Annotated in this window: 23 protein-coding genes and 1 tRNA gene; 1 reads left to right on the forward strand and 23 read right to left on the reverse strand. The window is 44.1% G+C overall.

The window, feature by feature from the left end; genetic code table 11:
• Positions 1-32 precede the first annotated feature (32 nt).
• The 17 genes from OIT45_RS11470 to yjeM all read right to left on the reverse strand — a co-directional run bounded on the left by OIT45_RS11470 (position 33) and on the right by yjeM (position 16078).
• Entirely contained in the window at positions 33-1364 is a 1332-nt protein-coding gene (locus tag OIT45_RS11470; protein ID WP_264340094.1) for a dihydrolipoyl dehydrogenase family protein, read from the reverse strand.
• 178 nt (positions 1365-1542) lie between these two features.
• A complete protein-coding gene (locus OIT45_RS11475) occupies positions 1543-2115 on the reverse strand; it encodes a TetR/AcrR family transcriptional regulator (protein ID WP_003608383.1) in 573 nt (190 codons plus the stop codon).
• A 142-nt stretch (positions 2116-2257) separates the two neighbouring features.
• A complete protein-coding gene (locus OIT45_RS11480; protein ID WP_003608385.1) occupies positions 2258-2581 on the reverse strand; it encodes a DMT family transporter in 324 nt (107 codons plus the stop codon).
• The gene (locus OIT45_RS11485; RefSeq protein WP_087045478.1) at positions 2581-2907 is read right to left on the reverse strand and encodes a DMT family transporter; all 327 of its coding nucleotides are present in this window, start codon (positions 2905-2907) and stop codon (positions 2581-2583) included. Before OIT45_RS11485 ends, OIT45_RS11480 begins: the two co-directional genes overlap by 1 nt.
• 72 nt (positions 2908-2979) lie before the next feature.
• On the reverse strand, positions 2980-3660 hold the full coding sequence (locus tag OIT45_RS11490; RefSeq protein WP_199404384.1) for an ABC transporter ATP-binding protein: 681 nt from the start codon (positions 3658-3660) through the stop codon (positions 2980-2982).
• Positions 3661-3664: 4 nt separating this feature from the next.
• Complete coding sequence (locus OIT45_RS11495; RefSeq protein ID WP_003608391.1) at positions 3665-4717, reverse strand: ABC transporter permease; 1053 nt, start codon at positions 4715-4717, stop codon at positions 3665-3667.
• A 128-nt stretch (positions 4718-4845) separates the two neighbouring features.
• On the reverse strand, positions 4846-5706 hold the full coding sequence (locus OIT45_RS11500; protein ID WP_206767450.1) for a matrixin family metalloprotease: 861 nt from the start codon (positions 5704-5706) through the stop codon (positions 4846-4848).
• A gap of 157 nt (positions 5707-5863) precedes the next feature.
• Positions 5864-6715: a matrixin family metalloprotease gene (locus OIT45_RS11505; protein WP_199404386.1), complete on the reverse strand. Its 852-nt coding sequence runs from the start codon at positions 6713-6715 to the stop codon at positions 5864-5866.
• A 179-nt stretch (positions 6716-6894) separates the two neighbouring features.
• Positions 6895-8085, reverse strand: coding sequence for an SAM-dependent methyltransferase (locus OIT45_RS11510; RefSeq protein WP_199404387.1), 1191 nt, complete (start codon positions 8083-8085; stop codon positions 6895-6897).
• Between the two features lie 117 nt (positions 8086-8202).
• Positions 8203-10305, reverse strand: coding sequence for an AAA family ATPase (locus OIT45_RS11515; RefSeq protein WP_199404388.1), 2103 nt, complete (start codon positions 10303-10305; stop codon positions 8203-8205).
• Positions 10306-10562: 257 nt separating this feature from the next.
• Positions 10563-11447 carry a YitT family protein gene (locus OIT45_RS11520; RefSeq protein ID WP_039968227.1) on the reverse strand — a complete coding sequence of 295 codons (885 nt, stop codon included), beginning with the start codon at positions 11445-11447 and terminating at the stop codon, positions 10563-10565.
• Positions 11448-11574: 127 nt separating this feature from the next.
• Positions 11575-12393, reverse strand: coding sequence for a glucose 1-dehydrogenase (locus OIT45_RS11525; protein ID WP_056973467.1), 819 nt, complete (start codon positions 12391-12393; stop codon positions 11575-11577).
• 119 nt (positions 12394-12512) lie between these two features.
• Entirely contained in the window at positions 12513-13454 is a 942-nt protein-coding gene (gene yidC, locus OIT45_RS11530) for a membrane protein insertase YidC (RefSeq protein WP_056973466.1), read from the reverse strand.
• Between the two features lie 117 nt (positions 13455-13571).
• Positions 13572-13643: transfer RNA gene (locus OIT45_RS11535), tRNA-Gly, on the reverse strand.
• Between the two features lie 66 nt (positions 13644-13709).
• Positions 13710-14090, reverse strand: a complete 381-nt coding sequence (locus OIT45_RS11540; protein ID WP_003609408.1) for a hypothetical protein — start codon at positions 14088-14090, stop codon at positions 13710-13712.
• 21 nt (positions 14091-14111) lie between these two features.
• Positions 14112-14501: a tautomerase family protein gene (locus tag OIT45_RS11545; protein WP_003609405.1), complete on the reverse strand. Its 390-nt coding sequence runs from the start codon at positions 14499-14501 to the stop codon at positions 14112-14114.
• 92 nt (positions 14502-14593) lie between these two features.
• On the reverse strand, positions 14594-16078 hold the full coding sequence (gene yjeM, locus OIT45_RS11550) for a glutamate/gamma-aminobutyrate family transporter YjeM (protein ID WP_087044512.1): 1485 nt from the start codon (positions 16076-16078) through the stop codon (positions 14594-14596).
• Positions 16079-16336: 258 nt separating this feature from the next.
• Between yjeM and OIT45_RS11555 the strand changes: the two genes are divergently transcribed.
• A complete protein-coding gene (locus OIT45_RS11555; protein ID WP_003609401.1) occupies positions 16337-16765 on the forward strand; it encodes a hypothetical protein in 429 nt (142 codons plus the stop codon).
• A gap of 54 nt (positions 16766-16819) precedes the next feature.
• Here OIT45_RS11555 and OIT45_RS11560 read toward each other — a convergent pair whose 3' ends face one another.
• From OIT45_RS11560 to dnaI, 6 genes are all read right to left on the reverse strand, one after another.
• The gene (locus OIT45_RS11560) at positions 16820-17821 is read right to left on the reverse strand and encodes a nucleoid-associated protein (RefSeq protein ID WP_003609399.1); all 1002 of its coding nucleotides are present in this window, start codon (positions 17819-17821) and stop codon (positions 16820-16822) included.
• A 68-nt stretch (positions 17822-17889) separates the two neighbouring features.
• Entirely contained in the window at positions 17890-19359 is a 1470-nt protein-coding gene (locus OIT45_RS11565) for a HAMP domain-containing histidine kinase (RefSeq protein WP_003609397.1), read from the reverse strand.
• Between the two features lie 15 nt (positions 19360-19374).
• Entirely contained in the window at positions 19375-20064 is a 690-nt protein-coding gene (locus OIT45_RS11570; RefSeq protein WP_264330275.1) for a response regulator transcription factor, read from the reverse strand.
• Positions 20065-20180: 116 nt separating this feature from the next.
• Entirely contained in the window at positions 20181-20954 is a 774-nt protein-coding gene (locus tag OIT45_RS11575; RefSeq protein WP_056973464.1) for a YibE/F family protein, read from the reverse strand.
• Positions 20951-22069 (reverse strand): YibE/F family protein, encoded by a 1119-nt coding sequence (locus OIT45_RS11580; protein WP_199404389.1) that lies wholly within the window; start codon positions 22067-22069, stop codon positions 20951-20953. The genes OIT45_RS11575 and OIT45_RS11580 overlap by 4 nt, the downstream gene beginning before the upstream one ends.
• Positions 22069-22998: a primosomal protein DnaI gene (gene dnaI / locus OIT45_RS11585; protein ID WP_039968374.1), complete on the reverse strand. Its 930-nt coding sequence runs from the start codon at positions 22996-22998 to the stop codon at positions 22069-22071. Before dnaI ends, OIT45_RS11580 begins: the two co-directional genes overlap by 1 nt.
• Positions 22999-23021: the final 23 nt, after the last annotated feature.

Below are 23021 nucleotides of genomic sequence, written 5' to 3' on the forward strand. Positions count from 1 at the left end.
CTGACCCCAGATCCGTGTTAATACGTGCACTATTACAATTGACCCCATGCAGATGATGAAATTGATGGGAATAGGTAAACCATTCGCTCGATTTCTGCAGGACCAAACTTAAATTCGATTGCTGGCAACAAGGTGTTAATCACATCGTCGGCCTTGTTTGACACTTCAGTCGCACCAACTAACTTGTGAGCCTTGTCGAAGATTAAGATATTGTCGCCGATTGTCTCCTTGTCAACTTGGCGGTACCAATCATCAGGAATGTGGTTCGTTTCAATCGTGTACAATTCAGGATTAGCTTCCGCTTCAGCAACGGTGACACCCACCTGAGCCAAACGTGGCGATGTGAAGACAACAGATGGGATTGCTGGATAAACAATCGGATCAGTCGTTTCGCCGGCAAATGTGTGCATCAAGTAGAGTGATTCAAAGACAGCCGTTGGCGTTAGCTTTGGTTGCACCTTATCAATCACATCCCCAGACGCATAGATATTTGGCACTGACGTCCGCAAGTAATCATCTACCGTGATACCAGCCGGTGTGTAATTAACACCCACTTCTTCCAAACCGAGATTCTCGACATTTGGTACACGACCAGTTGCGTCAAGCACCCAATCAGTTTCGACGTTCAAGTCTTGTCCACGAACAACCAAGCCTTCTGCCCCTTGGACAATTGCTTCAACAGCTGTTTCGCGAATAAAGGTTACACCGTGCTTTTCCAAATCAGCGATGATTTGTTCAACGAATGGTTGGTGATAAGCCTTTAACGCCTCCTTGCCACGCAAAATGACCGTCACATCTGAACCGGCTGCATTTGCCATCGTGGCGAACTCCATAGCGATGTAACCACCACCAATGATTGTTAGTCGTTCAGGCATATCAGCCAAATTCAAAAAGTCCTCTAAATCGTGTGCCAAGTCTGAACCAGGAATTGTCAAACGGTGTGGACGAAGTCCAGTTGAAATAACAATCTTATCCGCAGTCTTCGCTTCGCCGTTGACCATCACCGTGTGGGCATCAGCCAACGTACCACGACCAAATAGAACATCAACATTAGTTGAGTCCATCAAACCTTGGATGAATGCTGGCAAGCCATCAATCACCTCATGCTTGTGGGCTTGGTTTTCAGCCCAATCAATTTTAGTTTCGCCGTTAACAATACCGTGCACTTCTTCCAAGTGACGTTGCATTGCAACTGGTGAATCTAAGACAATTTTTGCGTTGCAACCGCGATTTGGGCAGGTACCCCCGACCAAATCTTGTTCAACAACGCCAACCTTTTTCCCTTTCGCTCCCAATGGAATTGCACCATCAAACGTTCCGTGTCCTGATCCAATGTACAGCACATCGTAATCGTAGTTTGCCATGATTCTGCCTCCTAAAGGGTGTGTATGCGATTTTCAGTATTCCGTGTCTCTCACCTACGGAACACATCTATTGTATCTAAAATGTAAGTGAATTGCATATTATCTGCTTGTTCTTTAGAAGTTTTTGGCAAATGACGCAAAAAAAGCACCTCAGATGGGCGATCAGAGGTGCTGAAAGTTACTTAAACAACGCACGGGTTGCAAGTTGGATAAGTGTATTAAGTTCATCTTCACTAACGCTCAGATTATTACGCAGACGCGACTGCATGAGCCACTGCATTGGCTGCAAGGCTTGGGCCACGATGATATCCACGTTGGCGGTGGTTAGCAGTTGTTGCTGATACGCTTGCTTGATAACCGTTAACATGGCAGGACTCAACAATGACCCTTCGCCTTGCATATCGTCAGGCAAAAATTCAGGATTGGCGACCATCGTGGCCATGAAAGCAACTTGTTTTGGATGCTTCTCGAAATTAGCCGCGTAATCACGCATCAATGTTGCAAACTGATCTTGAGGCGTAAGCGTTTGATCTGGCATTGGTAGTTGCGTGATTAAATTTTCTTGTACTTTACTGAATAGTTGGCCCAATAAATCAGCCTTGTTTTCATAATAAATATAGGTGGTCGCAACCGATACGCCGGCGCGTTTTGCTAGTTTATTGATGCTTAAATTCGCAATTCCTGATTCTTCTACTAAATCAAACGTTGCGTTTTCTAAAGCTTGAATCTTATTCTCATCTCGTGTTCGCATACATTATTCCCTATCAATTGCTAAAATCGTTACTCCCCAGTAAATCGATGCTCAGCAAAGTCTTTTCTATCTCTTAATCGTAACGGTTATGACGCAAATGAGCAACAACAAAAAAAGAGGGGCGCTCCCCCTCTTTCTCTCGCTATCCTTTACCGGTGGTTAGCTTCAAGCCAACTGCTCCGACGATAATCATCGTGATAAATAGAATGCGCTTCCAGTCTTTAGACTCTTTGTACAAATACATGCCGACGATAGTGCCACCGGCTGCACCGATACCTGTCCAGATCGCATAACCGGTTCCCATTGGAATTTGACGCAAAGCCAGACCCAACAAGCCAATGCTTAACGCACCGCCAATAGCCATACCAGCTGCAGCCCACCAGGCTTTACGTCGTTGCCATTCGTTAATCATGATAACGCCAGAAACTTCCATTAAACCGGCGAGAACAAGAAATACCCATGCCATTATGTGTGTTCCTCCGTTATCAACTTAAGTCCAATTACACCACCCAATAAGATGGCTAAGAAAAGCAACTCCGGTAAGTCTAGCTTGTCCCCAAAGACTAGCCAACCAGTCAAGACAGTTGCAGCAGAACCGAGTCCGACGAATACGGCATACACGGTACCAACGGGCAACTTGTCGACAGCGGTCATGAACAAGAGAAATGACAACCCTAAGGCAATTAGGGTTAGTCCCCATTGCCACCATTCATTAGCGTGTTTTAGACCGACAACCCAACCATCTTCAAAGCCGATGGCTAGCACAATTTTTAACCAAGGATTCCTCAACATACGAGGTCCTCCCTTACTTTAATTCTGTTTAACTATTCCAGTATACCCAAAAGCAACTAGAAAGTGTGTTAATCAGTCCGTATTAGATAGTTTTCCGTCGACAATTTTGTAGACATTATCAGAAAACTCTCGCAGACGATCATCGTGCGTGACGATGACGACTGCTTTTTGCTCGTCATGCGCAATATTGGCAAAAAGTTGGCCAACTTCTTTGACACGCGCCGTATCTAAGGCCGCCGTAGGTTCATCGGCTAGGATGATTGCCGGGTCTGTATACAACGCACGGGCAATCGCAACGCGTTGTTGTTGACCACCAGACAATTCGCCAGGGTATTTGTTTAATAACTTTTGAATGCCTAGCGTTTCAATAATTTTGTCAAAGGCATCTTGACTGAGGTTATTGTTAGGCTTCACCTGGTTAACAAGTTTGAATTGGTCTGCTACGGTTAAATATGGCACGAGATTGTACGCCTGCAAGACGAACCCGATTTGTTCAAGACGTGTTTTTTCGGCTTCTTTGGTACTCAAATCACTGATATCGTGACCATTCAGACGGACTGAGCCGTCTGTTGGTGTCTGTAACCCACCTAAAATGGTTAGCAAGGTACTTTTACCAGATCCTGAAGGCCCAATGATAAGCGACACCTCACCAGCTTTAAACGCTAAACTGACGTCTTCAAGTGCCGTAACTAAATTGGTTTTCTGACCAAATTGTTTCGTCACGTGTTCAAGGGCTAGTTTTTCTTCATGCATCTTTTTAACCTCCAATTACTGATACCGGATCAATCTTACTAATCACACGAATCGGAATGATTGCACCCAGTAACCCGGTTACCATCAATCCCGCCGCAATGAGTCCCATCAATCCCCAATCAAATGCCATTGGTACGCTATCTGGAATCCCAAATTCAGTTAATGCCGATAGTACGGCACCAACGACGATACCAGTTGCCATAATAAAGAACGTCTCAAATAACGTATTTTGGGCCAAGAAACGATTTGGAATGCCTTGTGCACGCAAAACTGCCAAGTTAGGCAATTTTTGAACCGTTAGAATGTAGAGGAAGATGGTAATCACAATCAATGAAATGACAATCAGGAAGCCAATCATGAGACCAAACGTCGCTTTTTGCGGTGTATAACCTGGCAATTTATTGATAAAGGCTTGGTATGAATAAGTCTTTAATGCTTTATCATCGACCGATTGTGACGTTTTTGAAGCAACGACGCTACCTTGGAATTGATCTGACACGCCCTTAATGACACGCCATTGCGCTAACTCACCATAAATAACAGGTGCGGTATTATACGTGGCATTTTTCACATAACCCACGATTTTATATTTCGTATCAGATAACCCAATCGAAATTTTATCTCCCATACCGTAAATATCCTTATCAACTGAGTCAGCGAGGACGACTTCGTTAGCTGCCTTTGGCAAGTGCCCCTTGGTTAATTGTAGGTTTTTAGCGATGTACTCGTCGTTATTCATCCCAACGAATTGGGCGGATTCACGTTTTCCGCCAACTTTCATATTAACTGGTGTAATGCCAAGTGTTGCGGTTTTTTCGCCACTTAACTGATCAACCTGTTTCGTTGTCAGTAATGACTGTCCGGCATTGCCATTTGCGTCTTTGGTCATTACAAAGGACTTAGACTGCCAGCTGTCCACCGCAGCGGTGTTGGCTGTCGCCAGCCCGAGTGCCAGGGCACTTAAAATGAAAATCAAATAACTGATTAAGACGACGACTGTCAGAATCAAGCCGTACCGTAGTTTTTCTTTTTTAATCTCTCTAATTGCTAAAAACATTTGTCCCTCCTGTATTTGTTGCAGTTCAGCAAACTTACTATACACAAGTATACAAATGTGGATTGACTAATTAATCAGCAAAAGAAAAAGACTTCCCACTTGAACAAATGGAAAGTCTGATATCTATATTAATCGATGTGCGTACGTGAATAACGGGCCATTGCTGTGAAAAGACCTGCGACGGCACCGACAACAACCATAGCGCCTTCGACAATACGCTTCGTGGTATTATGCGCTATTGTTGATACCTTGGCATCAAGCGTCTCAGGTTGATCGGGTGTTGTTTCAACTGTTGCAAGTTGCTTTGCTTGTGTACTAGCTTCATCACGTGTTCCACGAGCTGTTTGGCTCGTCGTCGTCTGCGATGATGTTTCGGATGCTGACGACGCGGTACTTGCTTCAGATGAGGCACTAGCAGCGCTGCTTGCTGGTGCAGCTGGGCTAGCAGCTTGTGATGTCTGTTGACCATCAAATGCCGGATTGTCGATTTCACGACCATGACTGGCCAAGTCCGCCTTCAGCGCCTGGTAATCATGCGCTTGCCCACCAAGACGACCGTTTGATGGTGCCATCAAGGTTGAAGCTGGGTCATGATCCAGCCCCAATGAGTGACCCAGTTCGTGCGTGATAACCGTTTGCAAATCTGACCCTTGCTCAGTAATGCGTTGCTGATAAATATCAGTTTCGCCAGTTGGTGCAAAGGTCAATGCCAAATTAGGTGTGTTATCACCATCTGGCACAGGTACATCCTTGATTGTAACTGAAGCGGCACTTGGATCGGTTGTGACACCAACCACAGTTGTGCCAGCCAAATTATTCCAGTAAGCTGCTGCGTTAGCTACCTGGTTTGGATAGTCGGGCGAATAAGCCACGACCATGTTACTGCTGTTCAAATTACTTGTTGCCCATGTAACCGCATGAGCTGATGGTGTGTCCGCTAAAAGTGCAGCGGTAACTGCCACACCGAGCAGTCCTTTTGAAAAATTCATGATTCATATCCCTACTATTTTTAACTCACTGTATAAGTTACGCCTTACCAATTGTAAGTTAAAGCCAATAGTTTTATGTAAGCGTTTTTGTTATCAAACTGAAAAGTCAATGAAAAAAACTCCCAATGTTGCCATCTGGGAGTTTTAAAAATATGAATTACTTGGTTGCTAGGGCATCTGAAACTTTGTGAATAACGACCTTCACTTCTTGTTGCAGGCGGCCACTTTGGCCAGTTGTTTTTGTTTGCTCTGGCAATGATTCAACAGTCGCTGTGGTTGGGGATGCCTTGACGGACGTTGCATCACGAGTCACCGTAGCTGAACCAGCAATTTGACTTGACGTTCCAGCATCCGCACTGGTTGATGTGTCCGTATCAGGTTGCTTTTGCTCAGAAACGGCTGCTGTTTCAGTTGACGTCGCTTTTTGACTTGATGCTGGGGTCGTTGAAGATGAGCTGGCTTGACTTGATGCTCCTGAATTCGTTGCCTCGTAAGCTGGGTTATCTAATTGACGGCCATGGCTGGCTAAGTCAGCCTTCAAAGCTTGATAATCATGCGCTTGCCCACCCAATTGGCCACCGGCTGGCGCCATCAAAGTTGAGCCAGCATCGTGGTCCAATCCCAAAGAGTGACCTAATTCGTGGGTAATGACCGTTTGCAAATCAACGCCTTGTGAAGCAATGCGTGACGGATAAATATCAGTAATCCCATTTGGTGCATAAGTTAGCGCCACGTTTGGATCGGCGTCCCCAGCTGGGGTATCCTTCTTTTCGATTGTGACCGTTGCATCAGCTTGATTATTCGTAACGGCAACGACGGTTGTTCCTGCGAGGCTGTTCCAATAAGCTGCTGCAGCTGCAGTTTGCGCTGGATAATCAGCTGAATACGCAACAACCGTTTCTGATGCGTTTAGATTGCTGTATGCCCATGTGGCTGCATCGGCGATGGTTGTATTAACTAGCAATGCTGTAGCCGTAATAATACCGGCTAGTCCTTTAATAAACTTCATTATGTCTCACTCACCTTGTGTCTCTAATTTGGCGTCTGCGGTCGCCTTTTCGATCTCTTGCTTGACTAGCATAAAGGTTACTTTGGGTAAGTGAAACGATATCGTTTTATGAAAGCGTTTTTGTTACACAATTGTAAAAAACGTTCGCGACGAAAAATGTCGCAAACGCTTAAAGGTTTTTAATTTTCGCGGGCTGTCATGTAAGCTCGGCTCATTGGCAACCCTTGGCCGGCAGCGCCCTTAGTCATTAGGAACTGGATAACGTCAATGTTTCCTGATTCAAATGAAGCAGCACTACCTTGTAGGTATAAGTCCCAAGCACGGGCGAATGCTTCGCCACGCTCGGCAACTGTTTTGTCGTATACGGCGTGGTAATTCTTAGTCCAAGTTTCCAACGTCTTTTGGTAGTGTCGACGCAATGGTTCGATATCGTCCAACTGCATACCGGCTTCCATAATGTGTGTGACGTTCTCGGCGATGTTTGGAATGTAACCACCAGGGAAAATGTACTTTTGGATAAATGGATCAACACCGGCACCGTAGTGTTGACCAGTGATACCGTGAATCAACGCACGGCCATTTGGTACGAGATAGTTCGCGACGTCCTTAAAGTACTCGCCCAAGTTTTCCTTACCAACGTGTTCAAACATCCCAACTGAAGTGATGTAGTCAAAGGTCATATCAACATCACGGTAATCGCGCAACATAACGTGGACCTTATCTTGTAGGCCTAGTTCTTGAATGCGTTGGTTCGTAAAGGCATATTGTTCTTCTGACAACGTTACGCCGTATGTTTCAAGGCCGTATTCTTGGGCAGCCGTGATAATTAACGTTCCCCATCCAGAACCGATATCCAATAGCTTCTTACCTGGTTCACTGTGCAACTTGTCTAAAATATGGTGAACCTTGGCCATCTGAGCTTCTTCCAATGTCATCCCATCCTTTGGCCAGTACGCCGCAGAATAAGTCATTGATGGGTCCAACCACTCCTTATAGAAGTCATTACCAATATCATAGTGACTGTGAATGTCTTCTTTAGATTCATTCTTATCGTGGCCATGGAGCATTTTCGTCAACGTGCCCTTGAAACCGCTTTGATCAGTTAAAAAACTACCGGATTGACGGTAAGCGGAAGCAATCAATTCTTGAATGCTGCCTTCAATTTCAATGCCACGATTCATGTACGCCTCAGCGAGTGTCAATGTTGGCATCTTGGCTAAGGACTTCATGTTTGGTTTCTCATTCAACTTGATGTGAATTTTTGGCAAGCCGTTCCCGTAGTTTTCTGACTTACCATCCCAATACGTCACCATAACGGGCACATCAAAAGCTTTTGACAAAAGCTTGCTAAATACTTGTTTCTCTAACATGTTATCCACCCTATCTCAATAATCTTACATATTAAAGTTTACACCCTTTTCAAACACCGACCAAAATAAAGGGCCTGTAAACAGCAGTTTACAGGCCCTTTTTAGTGACTTAAATTTTTAGATTTCTGAAATAACAATCTTGTTGTCAACAAGGTCAGCTTGCAAGTTCTTAGCGTCCAAGTGATCCAAGTAGAAGTCGGTCACGTTGTCACGGATTTGTTGCTCGATAACACGACGTAATGGACGTGCTCCCATGGCCTCGTCGTAGCCTTCATCGATCAACCAAGCCTTGGCTGCAGGCGTAACCGTCAACACAATATCCTTCTTAGCCAATGTATCGTTAACATCGTTCAACATCAAGTCAACGATTTGGTTCAAGTCTTCCTTAGTCAAATGTGAGAACTCGACGATAGCATTGAAACGGTTCAAGAATTCTGGACGGAAGTATGGTGCCAACTTGTCCATCAACTCCTTGTCCTTAGCATCATCGCCCATCAAAGCTTCGTTACCAAAGCCGGCGTTTGACGTTGCAATGACAACAGTGTTCTTGAAGTTAACTGTGTTTCCTTGTCCGTCAGTCAAACGACCATCGTCCATCACTTGCAACAACAAGGTCAAAACTTGTGGGTTTGCCTTTTCAATCTCATCTAGCAAGACGATAGCGTATGGTTGGCGACGAACACGCTCAGTCAACGTATTGCTGTTATCATCGTAGCCGACGTATCCAGCAGTTGCACCGATCAACTTTGAAACAGCCGTCAAATCTGAGTATTCTGACATGTCCAAACGGATAACGTGATCCTTTGACCCAAACATATCCAAAGCCAATTGCTTTGCCAACTCAGTCTTACCTGTTCCAGTAGGTCCGACGAACAAGAAGCTACCAATTGGACGGTTGCCTTCATCGAAGCCGGCACGGTTACGACGGATGGCACGTGATACGGCTTCAACGGCATCGTCTTGACCAATGACCTTACCACGCAAACGCTCGTTAATACCCTTCAAACGTTCAATGTCTGAGGCACCCATTTGTGCAACTGGCACACCAGTCAAACGCTCAACAGACTCAGCCACGTCGTTAACCGTAGCCGTTACCTTCTTAGCCTCGCCGGCGTCGTCGATTTGCTTTTGCAATTCGTCAATCTTAACCTTGTGTTGGGCAGCTGACTCGTAATCTTCCTTATCAGCAGCTAGTTGTTGCGCTTCACGCTCGCGCTTGATTTGCTCTTCCAATGACACGACGTCAGTGACAGGATTCTTAGCTGCCAAGTGAGCCGCCGTCATATCCAACAAGTCGATGGCCTTATCAGGCAAAGAACGTTGTGGAATGTATTGGATTGAGTAATCAACCGCTGCCTTCAAAACATTGTCAGGCAATTCAACGTTGTGGTGTTGCGCGTACAAGTCACGCAAACCAAGCAAGATGTTAAAGGCATCCTCTGGTGAAGGTGCATTCACTGTTACTTCATTGAAACGACGTGCCAAAGCAGCGTTCTTCAAAATCGTGTTACGGTACTCATCTTGTGTCGTTGCACCGATAACCGTGAACTCACCACGACTCAAAGCGGGCTTCAAAATATCTGCCAAGCCCTTTGATCCTGAGTCACCACCCATGGCACCGGTACCAAGGATTTGGTGAATCTCATCGAAGAAGATGATGACATTGCCGGCTTCCTTGACTTCCTTAATCAAGTTTTGCACGTTCTCTTCGAATGAACCACGGTATTGTGTACCGGCTTCGATGCTTGAAAGATCAATTGAGATAACTTCCTTGTTACGAATTGAAGCGGGTACATCACCAGCCACAATTGCTTGCGCCAAACCTTCGACAACCGCCGTCTTACCAACACCAGCGTCTCCAACGAGGACTGGGTTGTTCTTTGTACGACGGCTCAAAATTTCGGCCGTCTCTTGAATTTCCTTGTTACGACCGATAACTGGATCCAACAAACCTTCGCGGGCCTCTTGCGTCAAGTTACGACCAAGCTTGGCTAGAATGCCATCCTTCTTTGGTGCTTGACCATTTGGCTCGACTTCTGGCAAGTCTTGGTTAGCACTGTTAGGTAGTTGACCCGTACGACGGTATTCTGCGAATTCTTCAGGCGTTACTTCGCGTCCGTTGATCAAATAACGAGAATTCTCTGAGTTGAAACCACCCATGCGTCCCATCATTTGGTTAAAGATATCATCCATGTTGTTAAAATCATTAAAGTTTGCCATTTTATTTACAATCCCCCAATATTCAATTGTTAAACTCGGTTGTAATGAGGAGGCCCCCACGGCCATCCCTCAACCTTGTAATCTAATTGTACAACTATTACAAAACCATTGCAAGCATTTTCTAGCACTCTCTTCGTTAGAGTGCTAATTATTTAGAGTGCCCGCAGTAAAACCGCGTCATACAGGCGTTTTAGTGATGAAAATAAATTAAAAAAGCTGGCATTAACGTCGTTAAACCGTTAATGCCAGCTTTTATTTTAAAACTTAAAGAATGATTTCTTAGGACGAGCGAACGAGAATCCCTCACCTAATGTTTCTTGTGTATCCATGACCGTCACGAATGCACGTGGATCGATATCATCAATAATCTTTCGCACCACATTCATTTCCGACGGATCAACCACTGCGTAGACAACTCGTTGTTCATTGTGCGTAAAGCCACCTTCAGCGTGTAGCAATGACGTTCCACGTTCCAAATCTTGCATAATTGCATGCGAAATCTCTTCCGGCTTTGATGTGAAGATTAGGAATGCACGAGCTGCATAAGATCCCTTTTGGGTGAAGTTAACCATTTGCGCAAACACAAAGGCTGCAATAACGGTATACATCATTTGAACAACGTCAATATAAACTAGTGAAGCCGTCAAAACTACGACGTCCAGTGCGAATAGCGTACGTCCCATGGGGATGTTTAACTTCTGTTCTAAGATACGGGCAATGACGTCCGTCCCACCAGTCGTCCCACCGTAACGGTAAATCAATCCTGAGCCCAATCCACCAAACAATCCAGCTAGCAAAGCCGAAATTAGCAAATCGTGCTGCAAATCTAAATCGAATGGCATCAGTTGCCATAGCCACAACCAGAATGACAAACTAAAAATACCATACAATGTGTAAATCAATGCGCGCTTTCCGAGCATGCGTAACCCAATTAAGAGCAATGGAATGTTCAAAAATAGTGTTGATAACGCAGGATTAATATTTAGCAATGCCTTAAAAATCAACGTGATACCCGTTACACCACCTTCGGCCAGGTGATTGGGGATATTCACGTTAACCAGCCCCCACGCATACATAGCAGTTCCGACTGTAAAAATTGCGAAATCACGTAGTCGCATTTTTTCAATTAGACGCTCTGGCATAATATTTTCTGCCATACGAATTGCCCCCAGTACTAAAGCTTAATGTGTAAATCATATCACAAATTCCAGTATGACAGTCATTAAAAAAAGACATGTCCAAATCGAACATGTCTAATCGTACCAATATTTAACCGCGACCACCTTGGAACTCGTTGTAAAGCGTAATACCACCGTCGATATACAATGTCGTTCCCGTAATGTATGAGGCTTCGTTAGAAATCAGCCACACAGCTGCGTTAGCGACATCGACTGGATCACCGACCTTCTTCATTGGAATCATGCCTTCCGTGTCGGCACGAACCGCTGGATCAGCGAAACGTTGTGCGTTAATTGGCGTTTCCAGAGCACCTGGTGAAATGGCATTGATACGAATGCCACGTTCAGCATACTCAAGCGCCGTTGTCTTTGTAAACATCAAGACACCAGCCTTTGCCGTTGCGTATGAAGCATACGTAGGCCAAGGAATAATGTCGTGAATTGATGAGGTGTTTAGGATGTTACCCTTTTTGTTATGCTTCAAGAAGTGTTGTACGGCAATCTTAGTTCCCAAGAAAACACCATCCAAGTCAACGTGAAGCACACGTTGCCAGTCTTCATATGATGTTTCGTGCGTTTCTGATTGAATCTCGAAACCGGCATTGTTAACCCAAACGTCGATATCGCCAAAGGCTTCAATCGCCTTGTCGTAAATCGCTTGCACACCAGCTTCTGTTCCAACATCGGCACGAATTCCCACTGCACGTCCGCCTGATTGTTCGATTAGGTAAATCAAACCATCAATCACCTTTTCGTCAGCGTTGATGTAGTTAATAACCACGTTCATCGCTTCAGATCCCATGTGACGTGCAATCGCTTCACCAATACCAGAAGAACTTCCAGTTACAACCGCTGTTTTCCCGCGTAAATCAGGATAACGGGTTGAGTCTTTTGTATGATTAATTGTCATGCGTTCCACCCTCCGTACATATATTGTACATTAATGCACATGATAAAACATGAAAATTCTATTTTCCAGACATGAAAAAAACCAGCGACCCAAAATTGGCCACTGGCTTTTCAAACTAATTAACGCTTTTGCTTACCAGCATTACGACCACCCTTTGATTCAGGGTGCGTGTTTTCACTGGCGTCATCTGTAATGTCCTTACGTGCTTGTGCATCTTGTTGTGCCTGCGCAGCCTTCATAGCTTGTGCAAATGGACCAGTTGGTTCTGATTGCAACTTACCAGACAACGCATCGTCAACAACATCCTTCACTTCGAACGTGTCTGCAACGTGTTGACGCAAACGTGGACGCCAAACGATGATAATCAACGTTTGGATAATCATGACCAATGCACCAACGAAGAAGTACAACGCAATACCACCGTTAGTTACCCAGGTCATGAATAGCATCATGATTGGCATAATCATCATCATTGATTGCATTTGCTTCTTTTGCTCGGCCGGTACACCAACCATTGACAAGTATGCTTGCAAACCGTAAACAACGGCCGTTGCAATTGCCAACACTGGTGATTGCGTTGCCAACTTAATGCCGAAGAAACTTGCATTCACCAAATCGTGTGAATTCTTAATCGCTGCATACAATCCCATGAACACTGGCCATTGAATGATCAACACAGTGAAGTTCATGCCGCCTAGCAATGACACACCGTTTTCACGATAAACAGCCATCATCGCTTGAGAGGCAAGCATCTTCTCTTCTTGCGTTTGGGCGTTCTTTTGTGCTTCTTGGATCTTCGTCATTTGTGGTTGCAACAAACGCATCTTTTCTTGTTGAATCGTTGCAGCGCGTTGTTGGTGAACCATAAATGGCAACAATACCAAACGCACAACGAACGTCAAGATGATGATTGACCAACCCACTGCATTGGCACCACCAATCCAGTTTTCAGACATGTGCATGAAATTAGTCAATGGTCCTTCAAGGAAGTAACCGTGTCCCGTTACAAACAAAATGACCAACAGAATCAACAAAATTGGCGTTAAGCCTTTAATCTTCATGGAAATAACATCCTTATCTATCTCTTTTTTTAACGTATCTATTATAGCACACGGTTTTTCTTTGCGAACTTACTTTACAAAAAAACAACCATCAACAAATTGATGGTTGTTTTAGTAAGCGGACGACGGGAATCGAACCCGCATTCCCAGCTTGGAAGGCTGGAGCACTAGCCATTGTACTACATCCGCATATTTAACTACGTTGCCTCAACAACATAGTTAATAATACAGGTAAAACGTTGTAACGTCAACCCCTTATTTCATCATTAAGCTGACAAAACGATACTTTTCCGCGCGGTTATCGCTTAGAAATGTATTCAAATCCTTGAAGTTAGCGAATATCTGCGTAATGTAATTATCTTTACGACTGGCCGGCATGACCCCGTACCATTGCAAATCTGTCATCTTGTCATATCGCGTATTGTCCATAAAAATGCCTGTTACCGGCACGACTGAAAATGAAAAATCAGGGTATTGCGTTGCTGTTCGATGAGCAATACCTTCTGCGTCAGATTCGGTTGTGGCGGCTGTCAACAATGTATCGACGTCCTCGCCGACCATACGAACGGCGTACCAACTATGCTCGTCGCTAGTTAGTTCATCAATTGGTTGATAATCTTCTTCATCTGGCAACATTGGGTTTTACTCCTTTCTTAATTACAACTTACCAGTCAAAAATTGGGCTTCACCGTAACCAAAGCTCCAATCTTCATCACTGTTAACGACTAGGTTAATCATCACATCTTCCTTGCGCAAGCCTGTTTTCTCGTGTAGCTCAGACACCAAATTATTATAGAAGTTAACCTTTTGTTCAGTTGTGCGCGGACGCGTTACCAAACTAAATACTAGCACCTTATCTGTGCGTTCGATACCTAGACCAGTGTCCAAGATTTGCATTTCATAAGGCTCGTGTTGCGTGACAATTTGGTAGCGATCACCATCCGGTGCACCAAATGCAGCTAGCATTACTTCATATGAAATGTCCAAAATTTGCTTGATTTCATCGGGTGTACGACCCTTGATCATATCGATATTCATCTTTGGCATGTGACTTGCCTCCTTAGTTGTTATATAGGTTACTCCCGGACCTGAAAATGAGCAAGAAAAAACGTGCCTTTACAGGCACGTTTTAATCGTCATTATAGCTTCCCGTGCTTCTTCTCACCCAACGTGAACAATACCCACGCTAGTACACCGAAGAAGATTGGACCAACAACTGTCCAAATACCGCTGAACCAATCTCCCGTTTGGAATGGTGAGATAATCGTCAACAAAATTGAGATAATTGTCAAAGCCTCAACAAGAATCGTGATAATCCAAGTGATTGTTGGGTTCTTGTAGAAGATAAATGGACGCTCAACGTCGTTCAAACGCTTGAACAATGGGAACGCAGCAACCAAGAAGACGTAAGGCAACGTTGATGACACATTACCCATGTTCGTCAAAACAAGGTATAGTTGCTCAGCACTCTTACCACCAAATGAAATCAAGATAACCAATACTGAAACCAAGATAGCTTGTGACCATACGGCAACAGCAGGCACATCATGTTCATTCAAAGCGATAAACTTCTTTGGCCAAACTTCCTTTGGTGAACCCAAGATGAATGACTTCAAAGGTGCATATGTCAAAACAAAGAATGAACCAACATAAGCGAAGAACATTGAAATACCAGCAAAGCGAGCAAAAATTGATCCCATGATCAAGCCAGCGCTGTGTGACATACCAAAGGCATCACCCAATTGCACACCCAAGTTATTCATCAAAACATACGTGATGTTTCCAAGGTTCGCTGACTTATCAGCCGTCAATGACGTCCAGTTAGTTGAAGCGCCCCATAGCAAAATTGAGATCGCATAACCCAACCCGATGATTGTGGTTGCAATCAAAGCGGCCTTAGGATACGTCTTTTCGGCGTTATCAACGTCTTCCATGATACCACCCATTTGTTCCAAACCGGCGTATGCAAAGATAGCGTACAAGGCAAATGAGATCATTTGACCAATTGATTGATAATCAGGGCTACCTGAGATGAAGAATGAACGCAACTTTAATGGCTCGGCAAAGTGACCACCGTGACCAATCAACACAGCAATTGAAGCCAACAACAAGATGACGTTCAATGCCATAACGAACATACCACCCATAGCAGAAATGCGTGAAATTGACTTAACACCGCGTGTTACAAAGTAAGCAACGACCAAGATGAACAAAACTGCCAAAACACCAACTGTTTGACCACCGTTCAAACCGAACAATGACCAAGTTGTCGTCATGTCCTTACCGAAAATCAAAGTTGACAACGGAATCCATACCTTTTGTGATACGGAAATCATCCAAATCACCCATGATGCCAAACCAATAAAAGTTGCAATAAACGCAACCTTCTTACCCAATGAACGTTCCATCCATGAGTAAATACCACCCTTAGCGTCCTTAAATGATGCACCAAATTCAGCGTACATCATAGAAGTTGGTAGGAAGAACAACAAGGCACCCAAAATATACCAGATGATTGCTGCATATCCCATACGCTCAAAGGCCACAGGCCCATTGGCGAAACCAAAGATGGTGGTGAACATCATCATGATTAACGCGCCAAGACCGATTTTCTTCTTGTCCATAAGAATAACCCCTTGAAAAAATTCATATTTAATTTACGAAAAAATCATAAATATACATGCAACTAGTTTACGCTTGTTTCTGACACGTGGCAATTCAATGGCCTAAATCAAACCGTTTTCTAACCTGATTAAAACCCAATTCTCACATTACCGTCGATGAAACATTAAGATGACATCAAAACCCTTATAAAGACTTGACTGTTTTTTTATATGTGTGAAAATAGAAACATTAGTAAAAGATTGAATTGAGGGAATTTCATGGCTGTCACGGTTTATTCATTTTCTCACCGCACTTCAGCGCTGAATGCATTGAAGTCAGTCGAGAGCTTTTTCGAACGTAACAACTTAGACTACGAGCTAGTACAGTTGAAGGACTCATCATCCCTCCCTGTTTCAGTACCAACGATGCGTGCTATCTGCGCAGCTGAGGATCCTGAGGCAACCATTTTCAAGAATCCACGCGGTATGTCAATTGACGATTGGACGATTAATGATGTCATTGCAAGTCCAAACAAGTCATTGAAGTCACCTCTTACAGTTGAGACCAACGAAGCTGGCGAGGTTGTCCACGTTATGGCTGGTATTAATGAAGATATGTTGGGGTTGTTTATTCCACGCGATCGTCGTAAGAACGAATTGCAAGCGCTTTTGCAACGTTCTGCTGAGTTGGACGAAGAAGAAAATTAATTTAAAGAAAAAGAGGAGTTCGTTTTATGCGAACTCCTCTTTTTTAGCTATCAATTATGAATTGAACTTATTAACAATCGATTCAATGTCCTTGATCACAAGTGACATTGTTCCATCTGGATTATTGACGAATTCAACTTTACTACGGTCTTGGTAAATATCCATTGGAATAGCAATCTCGATACCAGAATCCAGCTTAAAACGTTGGAGACGGTACTTCTTCTCGACGCGCTCGACGTTAGGCACATCAATCGCCGTGTCGAGCTCTTTGTCTGCAATCACTTCATTGTACGCCTGCTTAGCCGAAATATTACCTTTGAAAACAGCTTCCGCAATATCAGCAGTATTAATTTGACCGCCGTCGGATACTGATTCGAAAATAGCACTCTGCGTGGCTGCCATTGCTTCGTGTTCAGGCACATCGAACTTATCAGCGACTGTCTTAACTGCACGTTTAATCGTCTTGATATTGTCTTTAGTTGATTCCTCCGGCTTAATCTCCAAGAAACGCTCTGAGAAGTAATTGATACGGTGGCCATCAATCAGATATTGTTTCTCTACCAACATATAAGAACCGTTCATCAAATTAACGATGATACCTTCATCTGCTTTTTGATTCGCGCCTGGCAAAACCGCTTGATTCAAAACCAAGTTGTTCACCAATTGATCATCGCGATAATCAACAATGTGCGCATAACGTGGCGCAAAGTTTAGCTTAATCAAGCCGAAGAAGTCATCAGTCCCCTCTGCAAACTCAAAGCTCAACAAATCGCCGGCCGGCACCGCTTCGCTTGCTGCAATCGTATCAAACAGCTTTTCGGCGAGTTGGGTGGTCTTTTCAGCAAATGACAACCCGTTATTGTCATCAATCGTCTGGGCTAGATAATCCTCACCGGTCAACGTGCCCGGCTTAAAATCGCCCGTTTGGAACTTCATAATAATCTTTTCCAGATAGTCGTGGAGTCCAGGTTGAGTTAAATCAATTTCAGCTTGGGATGCAATTAGATTCCCTGCATCTTTATCCAAAATATGCAAAATAACGTGTTTTAAAATCATAATCTTTATCTCTCATTTATCCATTTAAAAAGCTGTGGCCAACTGAATTGGCCACAGCTTTTAGTGTACTATTTTTCTTGCTTAATAGGCAATGTAATTCTGAAAATCGACCCTTGTCCAATAGCGGATTCAAGTTCAATCTTTCCACCATAACCTTCAACCAGCTTTTGGGCGATACTCAACCCAAGACCATTTCCACCCTGCTTACGAGAACGTGCTTTGTCGACACGATAGAAGCGGTCGAAGACACGCGCAGCGTCTTCTGGAGAAATACCTTCACCAAAGTCTTGCACAGCCAATTGTACGAAGTTCCCCGAACGTGACGCAGCAAAGTGAATTTCCTTGCGGTCTTGGCTGTACTTTACAGCGTTGTCCGACAAGATAATTAAAATTTGCTCAAGGTGATCACGATTCATATTAACGATGGTTGGCCCCTTCAAGTCGTCGTCCAAGCCAAACGTGAAGTCTGGATGAATCATCTTGAAGTTCGTATAGATGGCGTTAATCATGTCCTTGACATCAGTGTCACCCTCGCGGAAAGTCAATTCCACTTGATCAGCACGTGTCAAATCAAGCATTTCAGAAACCAGGCCTTCCATGCGTCGCATTTCTTGCAAAGACGCTTCGATTGACTCGGCCAAAATCTTTGGATCATCCTTACCCCAACGGTTCAACAACTCCATGTGTCCCTTAACAATGGCCACAGGCGTGCGCAACTCGTGTGAAACATCTTCAACGAATTGGTGTTGTTGCAAAATGAAGCGTTGCATACGATCTAGCATGTCGTTCAACAAATCTGACAAGTCCGTTAATTCATCAGGACGTCGATCCTCATGTTGCACACGGGCTTGCGATTGTGGGTCGGCTTGCATTTCATCAACGACCTTTTTGATGTTGTTGACTGGGCGTAGCAGGTAATCTGATAACCAATAGCCCCACAAGGCTAACAAGAACAAGCCTAGGCCAATCAAAATCATGATGATAAGGTACACACGGTTAAATGTTTTGTGATACGACGTCAAGTGGTTTTCAATCACGACATAACCAATCAAGTGGTTGTTTGAGTTACGCAACTCCTGACGGCCGACTAGCACAGAACTACCATTAACCCGTTCTGTTTTAACACTCAAATCTGAGACACGTTGAAATGGCACGCCAGCACCACCAATTGGATAAACTTGGCGCCCATTTGTGTTATACACCATGACTGTGTAGTCCTGACGCGTAATCTGTTGCATAACGGGGTCGTTAACCACCTTGTTCAAGTCGTTTGACTTTGGTCGCAACATGGCATCAACATCAGCCGGTGATAATTTCTTTTCATCCAGATTTTGCAATCGCGTTGTGACAACCTGTAGTGAGGTTGCCACTTGTTGACGCTCGGTTTTTAACATTTGTGATGAAAAAGCCTGCACAACAAACCAAGCAAAGATTATAAATATCAAAAAAACACCGGCTGCGGAACCGAGTGCCCACTTCCATTTAAGTGAGAGTCCCTTGCGTTGCGGTGTTTCAGTGATAATGGATGCATTGTCCATTAGTCGCCCCCAAAATTACTGACGCATAACGTATCCAGTACCACGAACGGTTTGGATGTATGATGCGCGTGAGTCTGGTTGATCAATCTTATTACGCAAGTAACGAATATAAACATCGACAACATTGGTTTCGATTTGTGAGTCGTAACCCCAAACCTTCTTCAATAGTTCCTCACGAGATTGGACAACGTTAATGTTTTCCATCAAGATCAACAGCAATTCGTACTCACGCTTTGTCAAATTAATGATTTCGTTACCACGACGGGCAATGCGGTTTTCCTTTTCGACCGTCAAATCACGGTAACGAACAACGCTTTGGTGCGTGCTGTGCTCTTCCGTCTCAATGTTAATACGACGCAACAAAGCGCGAACACGGGCCAACAATTCTTCGATGGCGAATGGCTTAACGACGTAGTCATCCGCACCGTAATCAAGTCCAGAAACACGATCAATAACTAAATCGCGAGCTGTCATCATGATGATTGGTGTGTTCTTCACTTCGCGCAAACGACGTGCTACTTCTAAACCACTCAATTCCGGCAACATCAAATCCAACAAGATCAAATCGTAATCATTGTCCAATGCAGCTTGCAATCCACCACGACCGTTGTCTTCTACGTGCGTTTCATAACCTTCGTGTTGCAACTCTAGTTCAACGAAACGCGCCAAATTTACTTCATCTTCAATAACAAGGACACTACTCATGTGCGATACCTCATCTTACTTTCTACAGGATACGGTCACTCCCCTGAAGTCATGACATTTTAAAATTAGCATAACATGATTTTCTAATAATTCCTAGTCTTTTGCCATTCTGACGGTCATTCGGACTCTGAAAATCCATTAGATTTCCGGTTATGTTGATAAACAAAAATTGCTAACGTAATTGGCAGTACCAAAATGACACCTAAAATCGCGTACAACAATGACAACATTGATGACGTAAATAATTTCGCATTCATAATCTCACCGATGGTGTAATGCAATTTACCAAACCAAATTGCTAAGCTCAAAAAGTCAGCCATAAATCCAAATAAGACGGTGTTAACAGCCGTTCCAATGATTTGCTGACCAAGCTTTTGTCCTGTACGAATCAGCTGACTGGTCTTCATGTTTGGTTGATCATGACGTAGTTCGCCGACACCAGCAGCAATTGCGATGGCCGCCTCGGCAATCGCACCAAGGGTTGCAAGCAAGGCAGCTACGATACCTAACGTGACGAAATTAACATTAATACCTAATGATAATCCTTCTAGTTCTTCTGAATTTTCTTCAGCGAATCCTTGCGCCATCGCTAAATGTTCGGCTGGCAAAATCAGCAAAACCAAGGCGATCATGACAATGAAACTTGCAATCAAGGCGATTGACGTTGTTTCTTCATCGGCACCAGAACTCAAGATGGTGATGGTCAACAAAAAGGCACCACCGACTAGCAAAACTGCCATGGCGTTGAATTGGAAGTTAATCAACATAATCATGACAATCATGATACCAAAATTAACCCACAAGCTAGCAAAGGCGCCAACCCCTTTACCACCACCGATGGCGACCATTAAAACAAACAAAATAATGGCTAATACCATGGTTACTGTCATCTTGGCACCTCCGTCTTAATTCGGGTGAACCTACGAACTAGCAATACCCACATGATCCCGGCAGGCACCGTTAAGACAATCCCAATGGCACTAATCAACGTTTGCACCAACCCCAGTGACATATTCATCATGTACGTGAAGCCCCAATCGTTACCATTGCGCAAATACAAGACAGCCATTGGAATCTGTTCAGCAATGAAAATTAAGAATAGCGTATTACTCAAAGCACCGAAAATTTCTTGGCCAACGTGGCGACCGGACTGGATAATTTCACGAATTGTGATATTGGGACGTTCGCGTTCTAGGCTAAACAACGTCGCAATCATATCGGTTGCTTCATCCATAACGGCGCCCAAAACACCGACTAGGGTCATTGCCATAAACAACGGCTGCGGTAGCTGCGTAATAAACGACATCAGTTCAAAGTGCAAACCATGATTATTGGTCATCTTAAAGACAATCGACGCAATGATCATCGCCAATGCAGTTGCTGTCAAAACATTGGCGAACACGACCCAGGTCTGGCGTTGGCGGAACCCCATAACTAACCCCAGCGTGATTGCCGATGCTAGCACACTAAATAACATGAACAAGCCAAGGATATTGCCATTAGTCGTATGTAAATCCAAGGACACCGTCCCAATAAAGAGCACCACATTAACAGCCAGGGAAATCACGGTTAGGCGACCGGCGTGACCCATTGAAATAATCAAAATACCAAGTACTGCAATCATGATCGGTACCCAAACGGTATCACGTTTCATGGTCTGGACCGTCCAAGTTTGATGGTCAGCGCGATTTAAGAAAATTTGATTGCCAACTTTAAATGGTTGTTCAATCGCCATTGCGGCATCCGATGTATTCTTCACTGTGATGGTTTTACCGGCTTGATTGGTATTCAACAACTTTACGCGTAAAGACTGCGTGGTCTCTTTAACGTCATTGTTGTATTGGTCTGTTAATCGGTTGGTTTGTAGCACCTTGACCTGCGTCACTTGGCCCAGCGGCGTACGATACCAGCTAGCGTTGTGACGCAAAACAACCATACTTGTCAGAATAAGCAATATTAATACAAGCCAAGGCCACCACTGTTTCTTCTCAACATACTGCTTCATTAATCAAATACCCGACGATTGTCGCCAGCCATTTGAATTTCTTTGGCCAAGAAATGAATGCGTTGCATCAAACGTTCTGCCTTAACAGGCTCTGCACCACTCTTGGTAACTGTGAAATGCTCTTTTTCTAGCTGGTCCATTGAGAAGTTCGACGTGAAGAAAGTTGGTAACTCATTTTGCATACGATATTCAAGGATAACGCCCAAAATATCATCACGAATCCAAGCAGTAATCGATTCTGCCCCAATATCATCAAGCACCAAAATTGGCACACGCTTAATGGCATTAATCTTATCTTGTGGATTTTCCTTTGAATCAATTGACCCACGCATTTCAACAGCAAAGCTTGGGAAGTGCACCAACGTCACTGGAATGCCTTCTTGGGCTAGTTCGTTAGCCATGGCGCCCATCAAGTGGGTCTTACCGATACCGTATGACCCGTGAATATATAAACCACGGTGATAAGCCTTTGGGTCAGCGATATAAGCACTGACAAAATTGATAACTGCCGTTAATGCAGCTAATCGATCACCATCATCCTCAGAAAAGTCGTCCAAACGTGCCCGTTCAATGAGCTTTGGCATTCCAATTGATTGCACCAAATTTGCTTGCATTTGCAAACGTTGGGCGGCCAGTGTTTCTTCGTCAGGTTGGTAAACAATCACAATACGATTTTCAGTCACTTCAAGCATTGGCTTATAGCCACGGTGCACAACCGGCTTCCCAGCTGCTGCGTTCTTAACTTGTGTGTAGAATTCGTACAAGACGGCAAAGTCACGGTTCACAATGTCACGTGTTAAAACGTCCTTGTTTTGCTCGAAAAAGGCTTTGATACCAGGCTCAGCAAAAACCTCTTTTTGAATCGCCGCGTAACGGGCGTGTAAGTTCTTTTTGTTCATGAATTGATCGAGCGCTTGCCCAACATCCATCGGGTTATCCGAATCATTTTTGA

This window comes from Weissella sp. LMG 11983, from assembly GCF_025908495.1.
GTDB classification, from domain to species: Bacteria; Bacillota; Bacilli; order Lactobacillales; family Lactobacillaceae; genus Weissella; species Weissella fermenti.